Below are 15,504 nucleotides of genomic sequence, written 5' to 3'. Positions count from 1 at the left end.
ACGAATGCCTACTAATTATAAATATGACGTTTGCATGCCCGCCGACCTTAAGGCGGGCAAGGCATATCCGGTTGTTTTCACGCTTCACGGTAAAGGTTCAGATGAACAAAACATGTTCGGCTTGGTTGAACCTTTAGCGGAGCAATGCATTATTGTCGGCATACGTGGTAACCTGCCGCTTGGTCCTGGATATCAATATTATGATTTGATAAGTTTAGGTAATCCGATTCGAGAAATGTTTGATGCAGCCGTTCATGGTCTGGAGTTCCTGATTGAAAAAGTGACAAAAGATTACCCAATCGATCCTGCCAGAAGATATATAGTAGGGTTTAGCCAAGGAGCGATCTTAGCTATGACTTTAGCGCTTACGATGGGAGATAAGCGACTGAAAGGCATTGCCTCTCTAAGCGGTTATATTCCGGAATTTGTAAAAGAGGAGTATCCTCTTCAAAGCTTGAAAAACTTATCGGTTTTCGTATCGCATGGAGAGTATGATTCCGTTTTCCCGATTCATGTTGGACATGCAACAGCTGATTTTTTGAAAAAGCAAACTGAACATGTGAATTTATACACCTATACAGCTAATCATGAGGTTTCAGAGAAAAACCAAACGGATCTATTATATTGGCTTCGGCGGAGTGCCGAATTGCTTTAAGCACAAGGAGCGAATAACTTATGATGCCTTCTTATTTTTTCTCACATGGTGCTCCCAACATTGTGTTGGAAGATAATGATTATACTCGTATGTTGAAAAATTTCCGACATCTGCTTCCTAAGCCAAAAGCCATTGTTGTTTTTAGTGCCCATTGGGAAGCGCCGGAACAAACTATAGGCGCAGCTGAGAAGTTTGACACTATTTATGATTTTGGAGGATTTCAGCCTGAACTATACGAAATAACCTATCCGGCTAAAAGCAATTTTTCACTTGCTCAATATATACAGAATTTGTTTACTGAACATGGGATTTCAAGCAGTCAAGATCGGAAACGCGGACTTGATCATGGTGTATGGGCGATCCTCAAGTTGTTGTATCCAGAGGCTGACATTCCGGTCATTACGCTGTCTGTAAATCAGCTTTTGTCTGCTGAGCGGCAGTATGCAATTGGCAAGGCGCTTACCATACTTCGCGAGCAAGGTATATTGATTATTGGCAGCGGGGGAACGGTTCATAATTTAAGGCGTTTGAATTGGCAGGCCGAGAGTGCGGACGTCTGGGCAGTACAGTTTGATACCTGGATTCAAAGCAAACTGGAGTCTTGGGACACAGAGGCTTTATTTCGTTACCGTGAACTTGCTCCTTATGTGGAAGAAGCCGTGCCGACAAGCGAACATTTCATTCCGCTTCTTCTTGCAATGGGTACAGGGAACACCGCACGCAAAGCCGAACTGCTACACCGCAGTTATCAATATGGCAATTTAAGTTTAAGTGCTTGGCGCTTCAGTTAAATTAAAATGAATAGATAGCCGGACATAAAAAGAAAGCCTTGGAGAGGTAAATAATTTCCAAGGCTTTTTAGTGTATTAATCGGTTGTTCATTCTGATAGCTAAGCGCTTAAAAAATGTCGAGTGCCACATACTTAATAAAGATCCCTAATATTAAATTGCTATAGTATCTGCAGTCTGAGAAAAATTAAGTCGATTCTTCATACATATTTGAGTTCTTGCTTCTTCGCATTTTTCCTAAATTGTTACCAAAAGGTGACTAGATAACAAAAAGGTGCCTACTTTTTATATGCCTTTCGAATGTGTACCATCAGGTTGAGTAAATTGGCTGCATAAGAAAGAGAGAGTCAGACTAAGGTTTACAAAGACAAAGCTCAAAAGATCTCACGGAACGTGAAGGCGAAAAGTGTCTTTGCTCAACACATTCGCTGATTTACTAAGTGTAAAAGGAGAGGGAATATGAGAAAAAAACTTTTTGCAGGATTTATTGGATGCACCATGTTGTTTGGAAGTTTAGTTGCAGGCTGTTCAACTGATCAACTATCTACAACTAACTCTAATGCAGCATCCTCTGAGTCTAAAAATGCCGCTTTACCTGCTGAATCGGTAATAGGAGAAGATTATGTATTTCCGAACAAGATTGAAGGAATGCCTGCTACCTTATCTGATTTCAAAGATCTAAAGATTGGCTCATTCGAAACCAGCGACGGGGTTGAATTATCATACTGGGCAGCCGGCAAAGGGGAACCGTTAATTCTGCTTCCCGGCTATTCATTAAATGGAGCACATTTTTTAAATGTAATGTACCTTCTTAGCGACAATTATCGCGTCTACACTCTTGACCCTCGCAATCAGGGATTGTCGGAAGATGTGAAGTATGGAAACCGTCTTTCTCGTCATGCAACGGATCTAATGGAATTCACGGAATACTTAGGCATCAAATCAGCAGATTTTGTCGGCCATTCTATGGGAGCAGCTACCTTGTGGAGCTATATCGACCTGTATGGGACAGAATCTATAAAGAAAGTGGTTTTTGTCGACCAGCCGCCTATTATTACGCCTCGTTTTGGTATGACGGATCGAGAAATTCAAAACATGGGCGTGCCGTTCGCTTCCATCGAGCAACTGGAAGAAGCTATGTTAGCATTAGACTTTTCCACCATGGAAAGCTTAAGCACTCCTTATTATGAGAATACGTGGACCTTATCTAACGAGTTTGCTAAGAACAACAAAGATTACTTGAATCGCATTATTTATGACCATGGGACGAATGACTGGCGAGATGTTATTCAAAATAAGATTGATGTGCCGGTAGCTATCTTTTCGGGAGAACTTAGTCCTAATTTAAAGGGACAACAATGGATCCATTCTGTAATTCCTGGTTCTACTTTATATGTTTACTCAAAAGAGGAATTTGGCGATCATAGTTTGATGGAAAAGAATCCGGTAAAATTTGCAGAAGACTTACAGAATTTTTTGAAGTAGGAATAAATAAATTAAAAGAGCATTAAAGTCTATTTGATAGACTTTAATGCTCTTTTAAGTGAAACTGTTAAACATCTTAACGCAGGCAGCTAAGTATGGAGGCTTTCATTGATGAATTGGTTTAGACTCTGCAAGGCTATTAGGGATTAGAAATGTTCATAAAAGCATCCTATAACGGGCGATCATCTGGGCACATGGGCAAGTTCGCATGGCTTCTACTGCTTACCCGATCTGCCGCCGATATAAGAAAAAAGGAGGAGAGACGATGCGTGTAGGTTTTGTGGAACGTCAACTACATATCAAGAAAAAGTACGAACCATACAGTGCGTCTCAACTGCAGCTGATTCGCGATCAACTACAAACGCGTATTGCAGCGATTTAAGCTATCCTGCTGATTGGACCGGCAACTATCCTGCTGATAGGCTATACCATAATGATGTATGATTTCCCCGGTATGATCATGGAACGGAGTGATCCTGGCGAATCTTGGTTCTTTCATGTGATCTTCTATTTCGTGCTGCCCATAGGGCTGCTCGGTCTGGTGTGTCGATGGATCTGGAAGAAACAATGTCAGTATATCTATGAAAAAGTAGTTATCTCTCATATGATCAACGAATGAATCCTGGACACCCAGGATTTTTTTATGAGGAGAAAAAGAGGCGAATCCGATAAAACTAAAAAATCAGGCAAAAAAGCGTTCAAAAAGCTCGTTTTTTGCCTATTCAGCTTGGACTTCAAAACCCTAAATTACACAGAATGCATTTATAAGCCATAAAGGACGTAAAGTAGAGTGGAATGAACCGGTTTTCAATGGCTGCCGCTCTTCTTGTTCTGGCGCAGTCCATGGATCATCTGTTTCTATGCTGCGGGCACAAAAAAGACCGATCTCTGATGTGGAGAACGGTCGATAGCAGCGGTTTGGTTTTCCTACACAAGCATGCGCAGAGAAGCCAGGCTTATTCCGGTTTTGCCCGGGAGTTCGATAGATAAAAGAAAACACCACTCGCCCGGCAATGGGGAAGTGGTGTTTTTGTACGGGCTGCAGCTGCACGTCGCAAAGAAGCAGTAGTTCAGAGCCCGTATAAACCTATTTGCGTCCGACCTGCAGCAAGCAGCTGCTAATCCTCTTATTGTGGATGGTAAGTATAATTAAAAAAGACAGCAACCATAGTTATGGTGACCACACAGGCCACTTATGTGCATAATAGTTGCACACATAATTTATGGGATTACGCTGTCTTGTACTATATATTACCAAAAAATAGACTTGTAAAAGATTAAGTAGTAAGTGATAAAGAAATGCCGCGGGATTGACTACCGATAGTAGGCAGTTTATGTGCTTGATAATGGACACAATCTCGGTGGGCTTACTTTCTTCCTCACAAGTTCATTATAGCATCAAGGGGTATTTTGTAAATAGTTTGGCATTATTTCGGATTAGAATCAGGCATTTCGGTTTCCTGTTCAATGGATTTTTTAAGCTGGTTGATCGTGCTGACCAGGCATAAATAAGGCACTGTGGCAAAAGGCTGGCTTTGGGTCCGTTTCAGTCCAGCTACAGGGGTAACCTATCCTGCTGGTATTATGGATTCATTTTTGGGCGACGGTTATAAACCGCATTTCCTCATCGTTATCCAGCTGAACCGTAAACTGGATGCCTTGTCCACATTCTACCGGCTGCTCCGCGCCTGCAATAGTGATATCGGTATACCCTATTTGCTGCAGTGCGGCTGTCGCGTAGGTTCGCGCCTCTGCAGATATATAGTTTTGCATACCTGCCTGGGCAAGCAGTTCGTTGAAGATCTGGCTTCGTTGATCTCGAGCTTCACCGATCTTGATAACGCCCATAACAATAATGACAAAGAAGCTTAGGGAGAGAAAAGCGTAGATGGACTGCCGAACTAATGATGTATTGGTTACCTTCAAAATCACTCATTCCTTTCCAGGCAAGAATTCTTTATCGATGAGCACATGATGCGGATCGATCGTTTCTCCGCTGAGCCAAAACTGGCCGGAAGGAGTAAGCGAATTGCCGAGTGCATCGATTACGGTAATGGTATCCGGCAATAAAACAAAGTAAGTATCTGCTTTGACCATCACAGGAGAACTGTCTGTCACCTGCAGGCGTGGCTGAACACCATTTAAGGTGTGGACAATGACCGCGGCAAGCGGCTGATCAGTGCGTATGCTGCGCCCGAGATCTTTTACAGGATGCATATTTTACTCCTCCTTATGCTATGCGCTGAAAGAGCGCTTTAGTTCAATTTCAGTTGCATGATAATACAGTTCCCGGATAAACGGATGATCGTCATACGTGATCACAATATCGGCTCCTGGCATCTGCTCATAGAAGGTCTGGAGTAGCCAGCTGACGTCCCTATGATCCTGCTCTGTATAAAAGTGCCGGTACAGCGCAGATCCTTTTTCATAATACGGTGGATCTAAAAATAAGGTGCTGTTGGGATGCCATGCCTGTTCTTCAATAAAGGGGAGTGCATTTTGATGAGAAAGTGTCATTCTATGACTCATTGCATGGATTTGAAGAATGCGCTGGCAGAGATCATCCGGATTATATCGCGCCAGGAGCCGCTTTTGAGAGCCGCTGCGCCCACCCAGGGGGTTTGCGCTGTAAATTCCGGAATAAGCCAGCCGATTAACGATTAAAGCGGCCCACGCTGCATCGAGCAGATCCGCACCAGCATAGTCGGTTTTGATAAGATCGCGGTACCTGAAAAAATCATCATGCGATGGCAGCTGCGTACGTATACGCTGAATCAAATCGTCCGGATGCTCTTTAATCAAATAAAAGAGGGAGAAGATCCCAAAATCAATATCATTCATGATCAGTTGCTTAACCAGTCCAGCTTGCAGCATAGCCAGCTCGACGCTGGCACCACCTGCGTACACACTAACAAGTGTATCCAGCTGCTGTGGTCGCATAGCGGCTGCCAGATGCTGCGCAATTTTGCTTTTACCGCCCGGGTACCGGAAAGGGGAGAGGCGTTTGTTTAATTTGAAAGCGGCTTGCCGGTCGTAAGGATCATTTACCTGTGCTTTGCTTTCTAAAAAGAGTAAAAATTGCGGACGTTTATTGGGCTCAAAATACGTAAAGTATTCCACTCCATCTGATCCGCATGCATCACACCAAAACCCTTCATCCGTCTGATCCACTTCATCGGCACTGTACTCGGTATCGCAGTATTCGCAGGTCAATAATCCGCGATCCAGCAGTAGCTCATTTCCTTGTAAAAAGAAGTCCATTTGCTTCATAAGGGTGCTCATAACCGTGTGCCTTTTTCCCGTTCATACATGGCCAGCTGAGATTTAATTAACCAGTCCTTAATACCTTCAATTTGGATTGGTTTTAATTGAAGCAGCTTGGCTTTGTTATTTCCGCGCACATCGATTTTGAAATGACTGGCAGCATAGACGATGTTAAATTGCTTCATTCGCCATGCCAACAAGGCGCCCTGACTCGGTGTGAATTTCCCGTTCTTCTCGTAATACCTCATGAAAGAAGAAATATCGACCGGATTTTCCTGCTCGGCATTTTCTTCTGCCTCTTTCAGAATCATTAAGGAACGCAGGACTGAATTATATTTGCCTTGCTCAATCATTTGATTTTTGGTTTTGGTTGTCAGCTTCTGAGCTTCTTCTTTGGACAAGTATCGTCCGGTCTGCTGGGGATCAGCGACACTGATATTGAACCGGTCAATGCATTCCGATCCGATCCAAAGTTCATGGCTTGTGTACTGATTTCGGATCAAAAACTTATAGCGAAGTCCTTGCTTCTGGCATAGCTGACAGACCTCGGTCGGCTTTTCATGATCTTCAACTTTTCCTTCAAACGCCCATTCTTGTAAAGCTATCATCAGCCGGTTTTTTTCTTGGCTTAAAGGAATTATAGAAGCTGCTACACGTCCCATATATGCATTCATATACTCACACCTACCATTCGTACAATATAACTGTCTGGTTTGAATTTACATAAAGTAGATACGGCTTCTAACTACTTAAAAATTATTGGAAAAACTTCTGTATAGTTGCTATAAACTCTGGAGTCACGGCTTCTTTTTCTGACAAAATATTTTGAAGTTGCTGCTGAAGCTTAGTAAGAGTAAAAGAGGTCGCCTGAAGATCAGTGATAATTTTTTCAAGTGAAGAGGAGTGTAACCTTCGCATTGGATTAGATAAGGCGGCTTCCGCTTCGTTAGTTTCTTTAATTAGCTCGGTCAGTTCCTGTTCTAATTCTTCAATGGTCATATGATGAGTCTCCAATAATCCGGCAAGGGTTTTTGCTGTCCCATCACCCACTATATTGACCGTTATCCAGCTGCCAGGTGTAATTCCTAAAGCGACAGAAATCGAAGCGATCAGTTCTACGGGTAAACGTTTCATTTCATCATGGTACAACTGAAAAACAGTGGCCGGACGACTTGGAAATCCATGTTCACTTAACCAATTGAGCAGGTCTTTTTGCGACCAGCCTTTTTCATCGAGCTGCCGGTTTAAAGTAAGGCTGATTGTTGAATCCGGTTTACCTGCTGGATAAGAAGGAGGACGCAAAGAAATTGGGGACCCCACCACTTTAATCCAATCATCTACTTGGATATCTAAAATGCTACATACGGCGCCTACCAGATCTAAGGGGAGGCGCTTTATTTTGTTATTTACAATACGAAAAAAAGTCTCATTACTGGTTTTTACACCCGATTTTATAATCCGTTGTACCAATTCGTTAACAGACATATTTTTCTCATCGAGTATTTGATTAATCAAAAATACTGTTTCCATGTCAGCCTCCTTTAAACCGATCATAACATAAAACTAAACGTAATAAAACAGAAATTATTTACGTTTTGTTTAAAATAATACTTGATTTATTACGTTTAGTTGTATATAATAAGAGTATGCCAAGTGAGAGGATGATAAACAGATTAAAAGTGATTGGACTTACAAAACCACCTAAATTTGCACTGGGTCAGACCGTTATTACTATCAATGCTCGGCATGAGCTCACTGACTTCGATATTACATATGCAATGAACCGCTTTATCGATGGGGATTGGGGGCTGTGTTGTGAAGAGGATAAGCAAGCAAACGACGAAGGCTTATCCACGGTTAATCCGGATCGGCTACTCGCTGTGTATGAAACTGCGAATGGAACACCATTCTGGATCATTACAGAATATGATCGCAGTGTGACGACTGTGCTCATGCCAAGCGATTATTGATCATTCAGGGGCGAGGATTTACGAGGCCATTCGCCCCTTATTCTAAATAAGGGAGAGGTACACATGAAACAAGCCATTAAAAAAAGAAACAAACCTATCAATTTGATGGCAGTTGCTCCAAGCCAGCCACCGCGTTACGTATTTGCTTGGCAGCGCCTGCCAGACGGATCAATCAACATGACGGTGTTCCACAGTACGCTGGCTGAAGCGCCTGAGATTCAGCAGATTGCAATGCTGAACGATCGGATCTGCCTACTGAAAAACGGAAAGGTGTTCATCCGAAAATTATTCGAACGTGTGGAGTATGACTTCGCCGAGCGAATCAGTATCGTAATGGATCTACTGCAAAGAGAATTAGCGGCGGCAGAGGTCGTACATGTGTTATACCAGCCGCTGAGCCAGACACAAGCAGCAGACTTCAAGCTGTATCATCAAAAGGGGAGAACGTGGGACGAGCACACTTTCTTACCACCGGACTACAGCAGCGAAGGTCATGATTTTGAATATTTTGTGATGAAGAGCACCCAAAATATGATTGTCGAGGTTGCACCGCTATTAAATACCAATGCCGAGGTGGCAGCCAGTCTGGGACACGGATTTTTGAATACATTGCAGATAACAAGCAATAGATAACTGATATTGATGGAATAAGAGGGGTTACGCTGGGGCGAAAGCATGCGAGACTGTTCGCCCCTATTTCAAAACAAGAGGTAAGGAGAAATCAAATGGATATTACAACAATGGTCAATCAGCTGGAAGCCGCGCATGAAATGTTTTGGCAGGCACGGGTTCATATCGATGGGGTAGATATGCGTATTGAATTTATCGATGCAAAGGATTGGGAAGAACGCTGGCGCATGTTCTGCGCGGAAGAACAGCCGAGCTGTACCCTGCCAGATGTCAGCCAACTTGATCCAACTAAATATGTATTTTGGGCATCTTATCGCACCTTGCAGCATGATCTTCCACGGCATGAGCACCTGATTACGAATGATCCGCTGGATGTGGTCCATATCGCAGGCACTTCGGAAAGGATGGAATGTCTAATCGATCTGACCACCTGCATATCCCGGGAAGCGGATATCGATCTACTGCATATGTCTTTATAACAACAGAAAGAAGGTAAAACGATGGAAAAACACAACATGTTGGCAATCTCAACAGCTCATATCGAGCCTACGGTGCTTGAAAAAATGAATGATGGGGAAAATGTGGGCTGCATCTATTATGCGAAGGAAGGATATGGATTCTTTCTTCCGGTGGTGGATCTGCTGGATGGAAGTGCGGGACAACTGCCGGAATGCCTTGATCAGGCGATCACACTTGCCCGCCGCGAAGGCTGCACTTTCCTGATGATTGACGGGGATGTGAGTGTAATAGAGCAGTTGCCGGAGTATGAGCATGCCTGATACACCACGATTCAAAAAAATGAACAGCAAAAAGGCATAATCGTTTGACGAGAACGATCATGCCGGGGCGAAAGCTTACGAGGCCATTCGCCCCATCATTTTATCATAAAGAGGTGGGAACTTGAAAGAGTTTGCCATGGAATACCCGTACTTTTCGACAACCGTCCCTTATGAACAAGAGGGCTTAATGCATATATTGGAAATGGTAAGCGCCGGGGTGCAGCAACAGAAACTACCCCAAAATTTACAAGTGTACAAGCTGGAGTATTTGATTGGTCTGGACGAAATCACCCTGCGGCGGATCGGCAAGGGGATCGAGAAAGAACATCAAGCAGGCAAGCATATTGCCCTGATGGCCACCGAGCTGGATCAGTTTGATCAGCTGCTTGATCCGTTCCTACGGAATTGGATGCGCATGCATTGTATCACGGTGACAAACAGCAATCTGCTGGGAGGTGGAGCCGAGTGAAGGCAGCATTTATTTGGAACAAAGAAGAGCTGCGGGACTGGATCTACCGGTTCCGCCAGAATGTGGCTGATCGCTATGATCGCCGTCTCTACGCGGAGGAAATCAACCGCTGGGAACGAAGCGCGATTCATGAAGCCCTGACCTACCGCGGACAAAATGACCAGATTGATGACAGTACGATTGTCAGCACGGTGCAGCTGATCCTGCAAACCGCCGAAGAGTTCCGGAAATCGGAAGGGCTGACCGCTATGGAAGAAGAGCCGCCGTGTTCCTTCTATAAAGGCGACGAGGATGCAGACACCGGGTTCATCTGTTCGGAGTGCAGGGAGCGGTATAAAGAAGCGTCCCGGCCGGAAGAATCCAGCAGCCATTTAGCGGCTGTACAGGGCGTCCTCCACGCGATCGAGAACGTCTACACTAAACCATGAGGCCAGCAGCAGGGTCTGCTGCTGGTGATAAGGAGCGATTGAATAATGAATATCGACCGCATTGCCGAGCTGCTGAAACAGGCGCACGCGGAGCTACGCGTGGCTAAATATATGATTGATGGGCGAGAAATGAAGATTGAATTTATTCTTCCTGAACAGTGGGAAGAGCGGCATGAAGAGTACGCGATGGGGGTCAGTCATTACTGGGGCGGCGACGAACTGGATTTCGACGATGTAGATATCAGCTTGCCGGTGTACTGGGGCACCCGGTATGAAAAAATTCTGCATTATGAACATGCCGTTCAGACGGTTTCTAATGATCCGCTGCGGCTGGTTCACGTGCTGGCCAATCAAGCACATCCCGAATGGATATGTGTCCCGGGCAGCGCCGTGCCGCGGGTAACTGCGAAAGAAAAGCCGTGGTGCGTGATCCGGGAAGATCGGAATATCAGCCTGCTGGCCGCGTACCCGCATTTGTCGCCGATCGCAGGACTACAGAAATTCATGCATGATCGCGACTATGAATACATGGATCATGAGCCGACCGGTACCGATCACTTGGTCGTCGATCTGATCAAGGAAGACGGCGAAGAGCTGCGCGTGTATGTGCAGTACGAATACGACTTTGCTGGCTGATCATTCTAAACGCTGTATCCACCAAGCCGGGGCTCCCCGGCTTTTTCTTTTTCCATCACCTAAAGATCAACGATTTAAAAAGAGAGGTATCTGAAATATGTATCCTTATGAACAACCATCGGCGCGAACCCTGCTTCGCCAATTTTTAGTCAGATTTAAAAAACGCGGATATGTCCAAACCGCCAACGGAAAAGCCAATTTGTATGCCGGATGTACCCGGCTATCTGTGCAGCTGCGCACGTCAAGCAGCAGAAAACCTTTGACTCTTCCTTACCGATCTATCCGGGCAGCTATTCATTATCTTTATGCTGTCCGCACCGTCACCCGTAGTGATCTGGAAGCGTTTAGCCGCGGCTATAACAGTGCCCTGCTGGGTATCCTGATTGAAATTGCCGGCAGCGCGGCGCGAATCCAGCGCACGGCATCGGGTCGGTTGCGTTTGTCTCTTCTTGGCGTCCGCTATTACTTTGCTGGAGCCGATCGGTCGCCGCGAGATTTGACCATCGCAGCTCATAACGGGGCGAGTCACGTATTGTTCTCTTATGCCCACCTGCGCGGTCGCCGGGCATGGAAGCAGCACGTTCAGCGACTTGGGCTTCGGATACTGCTGGATTCCGGCGCTTTCTCGGTCTGGCGAGCTGCGCAGCAGGGCAAGGTGATTGCTCCCATTGATTTGCAGGCATATATTTCGTTTATCCAGGAACACCAGGACGTGATTCACGCATATTTCAACCTGGATGTGATTAGCGATCCTGCCGCGACCCGGCAGAATGCTGAGCAGATGCAGGCTGCCGGACTCCAGCCTATCCCGGTCTGGCATGCCGGTACCGATCTGCAGGAGCTGCAGCAGCTTATTCAGCAGGAACATCCGGTGATTGCCGTCGGCGGGACAGTCGGTATGTCAGAGAAGCGGCGCAGGCGCATATTCCGCTGGGTATTCCGTTTGTATCCTGAGCAGAATTTTCACTTCCTTGGTGGCAGCAGCCGTCTTTTAACCGCCTTCCCTTGGTTTTCTGCGGACTCGACCGGTTGGCTGGTTGGCAGGAAGTATGGGGCTCTTATCGATGCGCAGGGGCAACGCAGGGCGCCGGAAATAAACGGGCTGCAAGCGACCGCACGGAGTTGTCAGTATCTGGCCAGTCTCGAAGCGGCCGGATAAGCCGTCATACGATCGGTACCGGAAAGAAAGGGAAACGTCCGCAGCCGAGCCGTTTTACGCGATAGACCCAAAAAGGGAACTTTAACCTGCCTTTTTCGCTTCTTCAGCTTGGATCTTAAAACCCTAAATAACGCTGAGGCTTCTTATTTCATCATGAGTGACCGCGGCAGAGAAAGAATAGCACCTGACCAGCGCGTTCATATTACGATGAAGGAAGGACGATCAGTATGCATAAGATTAAGATTCAGAAGACAATCCAAAAAGGGAAGGGGGTAGCTGCGAGCTGGAGTAAGCGCACCATGGTATGGATACGGGAGCGTGTACTGGCTTCGCTATTCATTCATTTGCTACTTCTGCTGATCCGGTACTGGATTGAACATAGCAGGTAAACGCTAGAACGAAAGGCAAAAATAGGGGATGGGTTGGATAGAAGAATAGGGTATCCTTCAATGACGGAAGGTAGAATATTAGCGACATCCATCCATTCCTGATTATATGTTGCGGCCGGTATCCGGTTTAATAGGCAATCGAGTGGGATAGAAAAAAAGGGAAATCTGATAGATAAGCCCTATATCCATGCGAAAAGGTGTATAATAATGGTAAATATGATATTTTATTGTATTATATTTATTACATATCACGAGAGGAGTGATAGGCGTGTCCGCATCCTTCATAAGCGTGCTATTATATATAATAGTCATTTTGGCCATTATAGGTTTGATCAGTTTCTTTGTAACTAAAGCCGTTCGGAAAAACAAAAAGAACATCCAATAAAAAAAGACCAAGCCAGGTATGATCCTGAGCTTGGTCTTTTTTACTGATTATTAATTCCAGTTAACGACCATCCAACCTGAGCTTGAAACCGTAGTATACATGATCCAGCGTGAGCTGCCCAGCGGAACCCATGCATTATCAAACATTTCAGCAGTCACAGAAGCGTTAACTTCTGCAGGCAGGCTGGAAGTGGATACGGCACGAGTCACCTTCAGAGAAGGTGCAGAGAATTTCATGAAGGCACCCCAATAATCATGATTACGTGGGTTCGAAATTTTCCATTGAGAACCTGATTTTGCTAAATCGAATTGATAACTCATTTTAATAACGCCATATGTAACTTTAGACGTCCACACTCCTGCATATCCTTGGTTTGAGTCAGAGCCATTAGTAGAAATGCCTGATTTGCTTGGGGTAAACGTATTTGTAACGGTGTATTCGTTACCATTCTTGTCGGTATACTCTTTTGTTTCTTGGAACGGATGAATAGGATTCAGTGTACTTAAATCCTGTTCGATCTGCACATCCGGTTTAATAGCGGCAGCAGTGGCAGCAGGATCAGCTTCACTTGCGAATGCTGAACTTGCTGAAGTGACGGAGAGACCGAGAATAGCCATTAAAGCAAAACCTTTAAAAAACTTTTTCACGTGTAAACCTCCTCTTATATTGGAACTGCTTCTTAATTATAGTATAAATACCAATAATAACCAAATATTATTGTGTCTATTATGTGAAGTGGTGAAAAGGGTAGGGGAAATCATTAGGGTAGATTCGTTGGAAAGTCTGGAAGGAAGGCAGAATTAGAGGAGGTACTATGTACAAACGAGTGACGAAATGGGTGCTAACGATCGGCACAATCTGTGTACTCTATATAGGTGTTGAAATCATACTTCTTTACAATCGTCATCCGACATTATACTCCACGGTGAAACGCTTGCAGGCTCATGCTCCAGAAATCGAAGCGTATGGAGAAAAGTGGACGTATGTAGATACGGAAAATGTAGATGAGAAAAAGTTAGAGAAGTTTACAGAAGGAGAAGGCGCGTACAAAGATCAAATGTATTTTTTTCCCGGTAGACCGGGTACTCCCGCCAATATTTATATTAAAAAACAAGGGACCGAATACTACCGATACATGCGTTCAACATTCATTTTTTTTCATGGCGTAGGCTGATTCAAGATAAGAAAAAGGCGCAGATCATACTGCGCCTTTTTCTTATTTCTTCTTTTTTTGCTCTTTCAGCTGCTGCCAGACTTGTTCTGCAGACTGAGTAAGCAGATAACCATCGATCCGCCGCAGCTCTTTATTCGTGCATGACGCAAAGCTTGGCTCTTGCAGAAGAAACGCAGTGAATTTTTCAAGGATGCCGCTGCGGATCTGCTCGATCGTTTCTATAATGAGATCGTCATCGATCGGTTTACCCAGCAGCTCCTCCGCAACTTTACGAGCACGTCCGGTAGTATCCAGCTGCTGGGCGACGTATTGCAGTGCCTCGCTATATACGGTCATGGCAAGGGTCAGATGGGGAGAGAACAAATAGACGGTGATCTGAACCGGCTGCTGGTCACCTTCCACATCGAAACTTTGGTTCAGCGCTTCGATACGCTGTTCAAAAAGAGGGAGCTGCTCGGAAGAGAGGAGCAGCATCAGGTCCTGGATCTCCTCTTCACTGCTATCGATTACCGCACCTTCAGCCAGAGCATCCGATGCCAAAATACACTCTATGAATATAGGCTGCTTCTGAGCGGCTGCCAGCTGCACCATTTTGGTTAGATTCGGCTGCGTTGGTTTGAGAGTAGCATCTGGAACAAAGTCCGGGTTCTCCGTGTCCAGATCCTCAGGCCGGAAATAAATAACATGATGCAAAGCGGCCAATTCCTCCAGCGTGTGTATGATGTTGTAGGTCGTCAATTTCATTGAAAGGTATCCTCCTTCTTCAACTACCCCTACAAATAAATCTCCCATATATTTCATTTTCGTTCCCTAAGTAGGTCTTTAGGTGTAGAATAAAGCAGAATATCATAATTTTCTGATTATATTTTACTACTTTATTATCATGATGCATAGAAAATATTGGTAAATCACACAGAGCAACTTCATTGAAGGGAGAACATAGAACAAAAATGATACGCATTATGATGGCGGATGATAATCGGGATTTTGTAGAGATGCTGTCTGACTATATTAATGGGCAGCCCGATATGGAGATCATAGGGATCGGGGCAAACGGGGAAGATATTCTGCAAAAACTGGCGTTTGAAGCGGAAGATCCGCCGGACGTGCTTTTGCTGGACGTAATTATGCCGCATCTGGACGGCCTTGGCGTTCTGGAGCGCTTGCCGGAGCTGGATCTGCAGCCGGTCCCTCAGATTATCATGCTGACAGCGTTTGGCCAGGAACATATTACCCAGCGAGCGGTGGAGCTGGGTGCAGCTTACTACATGCTGAATCCATTCAAACTTCTG

Annotated in this window: 21 protein-coding genes; 14 read left to right on the top strand and 7 right to left on the bottom strand. The window is 45.0% G+C overall.

The window, feature by feature from the left end; all coding sequences use genetic code 11:
* The first annotated feature begins 4 nt into the window (after positions 1 to 4).
* The 3 genes from H065_RS0121395 (at position 5) to H065_RS0121385 (ending at position 2,929) form a co-directional block, all read left to right on the top strand.
* Positions 5 to 655: an alpha/beta hydrolase gene (locus H065_RS0121395; protein ID WP_017815141.1), complete on the top strand. Its 651-nt coding sequence runs from the start codon at positions 5 to 7 to the stop codon at positions 653 to 655.
* A 20-nt stretch (positions 656 to 675) separates the two neighbouring features.
* Entirely contained in the window at positions 676 to 1,446 is a 771-nt protein-coding gene (locus H065_RS0121390; protein ID WP_017815140.1) for a DODA-type extradiol aromatic ring-opening family dioxygenase, read from the top strand.
* A 457-nt stretch (positions 1,447 to 1,903) separates the two neighbouring features.
* Complete coding sequence (locus H065_RS0121385) at positions 1,904 to 2,929, top strand: alpha/beta fold hydrolase (protein WP_017815139.1); 1,026 nt, start codon at positions 1,904 to 1,906, stop codon at positions 2,927 to 2,929.
* A 1,590-nt stretch (positions 2,930 to 4,519) separates the two neighbouring features.
* Here the strand turns inward: H065_RS0121385 and H065_RS0121370 are convergent.
* The 5 genes from H065_RS0121370 to H065_RS0121350 form a co-directional block, all read right to left on the bottom strand.
* Positions 4,520 to 4,855: a hypothetical protein gene (locus tag H065_RS0121370; RefSeq protein ID WP_152425961.1), complete on the bottom strand. Its 336-nt coding sequence runs from the start codon at positions 4,853 to 4,855 to the stop codon at positions 4,520 to 4,522.
* Positions 4,856 to 4,861: 6 nt separating this feature from the next.
* Entirely contained in the window at positions 4,862 to 5,146 is a 285-nt protein-coding gene (locus tag H065_RS0121365) for a hypothetical protein (protein ID WP_017815135.1), read from the bottom strand.
* 18 nt (positions 5,147 to 5,164) lie between these two features.
* Positions 5,165 to 6,199 carry a DNA adenine methylase gene (locus tag H065_RS0121360; RefSeq protein WP_051058751.1) on the bottom strand — a complete coding sequence of 345 codons (1,035 nt, stop codon included), beginning with the start codon at positions 6,197 to 6,199 and terminating at the stop codon, positions 5,165 to 5,167.
* A gap of 8 nt (positions 6,200 to 6,207) precedes the next feature.
* On the bottom strand, positions 6,208 to 6,855 hold the full coding sequence (locus tag H065_RS0121355) for a hypothetical protein (RefSeq protein WP_238558008.1): 648 nt from the start codon (positions 6,853 to 6,855) through the stop codon (positions 6,208 to 6,210).
* 94 nt (positions 6,856 to 6,949) lie between these two features.
* Complete coding sequence (locus H065_RS0121350) at positions 6,950 to 7,723, bottom strand: helix-turn-helix domain-containing protein (RefSeq protein WP_017815132.1); 774 nt, start codon at positions 7,721 to 7,723, stop codon at positions 6,950 to 6,952.
* Between the two features lie 149 nt (positions 7,724 to 7,872).
* Here H065_RS0121350 and H065_RS0121345 point away from each other — a divergent pair, with 149 nt between their 5' ends.
* From H065_RS0121345 to H065_RS27995, 9 genes are all read left to right on the top strand, one after another.
* Positions 7,873 to 8,163, top strand: a complete 291-nt coding sequence (locus H065_RS0121345; protein ID WP_017815131.1) for a hypothetical protein — start codon at positions 7,873 to 7,875, stop codon at positions 8,161 to 8,163.
* 63 nt (positions 8,164 to 8,226) lie between these two features.
* Positions 8,227 to 8,796: a hypothetical protein gene (locus H065_RS0121340; protein WP_017815130.1), complete on the top strand. Its 570-nt coding sequence runs from the start codon at positions 8,227 to 8,229 to the stop codon at positions 8,794 to 8,796.
* A gap of 92 nt (positions 8,797 to 8,888) precedes the next feature.
* Positions 8,889 to 9,272, top strand: a complete 384-nt coding sequence (locus tag H065_RS0121335) for a hypothetical protein (protein WP_017815129.1) — start codon at positions 8,889 to 8,891, stop codon at positions 9,270 to 9,272.
* Between the two features lie 21 nt (positions 9,273 to 9,293).
* Positions 9,294 to 9,572: a DUF5983 family protein gene (locus H065_RS0121330; protein ID WP_017815128.1), complete on the top strand. Its 279-nt coding sequence runs from the start codon at positions 9,294 to 9,296 to the stop codon at positions 9,570 to 9,572.
* A 187-nt stretch (positions 9,573 to 9,759) separates the two neighbouring features.
* Positions 9,760 to 10,041 (top strand): hypothetical protein, encoded by a 282-nt coding sequence (locus H065_RS0121325; protein WP_017815127.1) that lies wholly within the window; start codon positions 9,760 to 9,762, stop codon positions 10,039 to 10,041.
* Positions 10,038 to 10,469, top strand: a complete 432-nt coding sequence (locus H065_RS0121320; RefSeq protein WP_017815126.1) for a hypothetical protein — start codon at positions 10,038 to 10,040, stop codon at positions 10,467 to 10,469. Before H065_RS0121325 ends, H065_RS0121320 begins: the two co-directional genes overlap by 4 nt.
* A 45-nt stretch (positions 10,470 to 10,514) precedes the next feature.
* On the top strand, positions 10,515 to 11,105 hold the full coding sequence (locus H065_RS0121315; RefSeq protein ID WP_017815125.1) for a hypothetical protein: 591 nt from the start codon (positions 10,515 to 10,517) through the stop codon (positions 11,103 to 11,105).
* A 97-nt stretch (positions 11,106 to 11,202) separates the two neighbouring features.
* Entirely contained in the window at positions 11,203 to 12,264 is a 1,062-nt protein-coding gene (locus tag H065_RS0121310) for a hypothetical protein (protein ID WP_017815124.1), read from the top strand.
* A gap of 227 nt (positions 12,265 to 12,491) precedes the next feature.
* On the top strand, positions 12,492 to 12,653 hold the full coding sequence (locus tag H065_RS27995) for a hypothetical protein (protein WP_017815123.1): 162 nt from the start codon (positions 12,492 to 12,494) through the stop codon (positions 12,651 to 12,653).
* Positions 12,654 to 13,088: 435 nt separating this feature from the next.
* Here the strand turns inward: H065_RS27995 and H065_RS0121295 are convergent, their stop codons facing one another.
* Positions 13,089 to 13,685 (bottom strand): hypothetical protein, encoded by a 597-nt coding sequence (locus H065_RS0121295; protein ID WP_017815121.1) that lies wholly within the window; start codon positions 13,683 to 13,685, stop codon positions 13,089 to 13,091.
* 167 nt (positions 13,686 to 13,852) lie between these two features.
* Here H065_RS0121295 and H065_RS0121290 point away from each other — a divergent pair, with 167 nt between their 5' ends.
* Entirely contained in the window at positions 13,853 to 14,212 is a 360-nt protein-coding gene (locus H065_RS0121290) for a hypothetical protein (RefSeq protein ID WP_017815120.1), read from the top strand.
* Positions 14,213 to 14,254: 42 nt separating this feature from the next.
* On the opposite strand, the gene H065_RS0121285 is transcribed toward H065_RS0121290, so the two are convergent.
* Positions 14,255 to 14,956 (bottom strand): hypothetical protein, encoded by a 702-nt coding sequence (locus tag H065_RS0121285; protein WP_017815119.1) that lies wholly within the window; start codon positions 14,954 to 14,956, stop codon positions 14,255 to 14,257.
* 206 nt (positions 14,957 to 15,162) lie between these two features.
* On the opposite strand from H065_RS0121285, the gene H065_RS0121280 reads away from it, so the two are divergent.
* Positions 15,163 to 15,504 (top strand): response regulator (locus tag H065_RS0121280; protein WP_017815118.1); only part of this gene is annotated, 342 nt, incomplete at its 3' end.

Source organism: Paenibacillus shenyangensis (assembly GCF_000346635.1).
Lineage (GTDB): Bacteria > Bacillota > Bacilli > Paenibacillales > Paenibacillaceae > Saccharibacillus > Saccharibacillus dauci.
This window is presented reverse-complemented; position numbering and strand designations above follow the sequence as displayed.

Coding starts and splice junctions, on each gene's coding strand:
- H065_RS27995 (WP_017815123.1), top strand. CDS start 12,492: ATGCATAAGATTAAGATTCAGAAGACAATCCAAAAAGGGAAGGGGGTA.
- H065_RS0121355 (WP_238558008.1), bottom strand. CDS start 6,855: ATGGGACGTGTAGCAGCTTCTATAATTCCTTTAAGCCAAGAAAAAAAC.
- H065_RS0121315 (WP_017815125.1), top strand. CDS start 10,515: ATGAATATCGACCGCATTGCCGAGCTGCTGAAACAGGCGCACGCGGAG.
- H065_RS0121395 (WP_017815141.1), top strand. CDS start 5: ATGCCTACTAATTATAAATATGACGTTTGCATGCCCGCCGACCTTAAG.
- H065_RS0121350 (WP_017815132.1), bottom strand. CDS start 7,723: ATGGAAACAGTATTTTTGATTAATCAAATACTCGATGAGAAAAATATG.
- H065_RS0121360 (WP_051058751.1), bottom strand. CDS start 6,199: ATGAAGCAAATGGACTTCTTTTTACAAGGAAATGAGCTACTGCTGGAT.
- H065_RS0121365 (WP_017815135.1), bottom strand. CDS start 5,146: ATGCATCCTGTAAAAGATCTCGGGCGCAGCATACGCACTGATCAGCCG.
- H065_RS0121330 (WP_017815128.1), top strand. CDS start 9,294: ATGGAAAAACACAACATGTTGGCAATCTCAACAGCTCATATCGAGCCT.
- H065_RS0121310 (WP_017815124.1), top strand. CDS start 11,203: ATGTATCCTTATGAACAACCATCGGCGCGAACCCTGCTTCGCCAATTT.
- H065_RS0121340 (WP_017815130.1), top strand. CDS start 8,227: ATGAAACAAGCCATTAAAAAAAGAAACAAACCTATCAATTTGATGGCA.
- H065_RS0121285 (WP_017815119.1), bottom strand. CDS start 14,956: ATGAAATTGACGACCTACAACATCATACACACGCTGGAGGAATTGGCC.
- H065_RS0121390 (WP_017815140.1), top strand. CDS start 676: ATGATGCCTTCTTATTTTTTCTCACATGGTGCTCCCAACATTGTGTTG.
- H065_RS0121290 (WP_017815120.1), top strand. CDS start 13,853: ATGTACAAACGAGTGACGAAATGGGTGCTAACGATCGGCACAATCTGT.
- H065_RS0121385 (WP_017815139.1), top strand. CDS start 1,904: ATGAGAAAAAAACTTTTTGCAGGATTTATTGGATGCACCATGTTGTTT.
- H065_RS0121325 (WP_017815127.1), top strand. CDS start 9,760: ATGCATATATTGGAAATGGTAAGCGCCGGGGTGCAGCAACAGAAACTA.
- H065_RS0121335 (WP_017815129.1), top strand. CDS start 8,889: ATGGATATTACAACAATGGTCAATCAGCTGGAAGCCGCGCATGAAATG.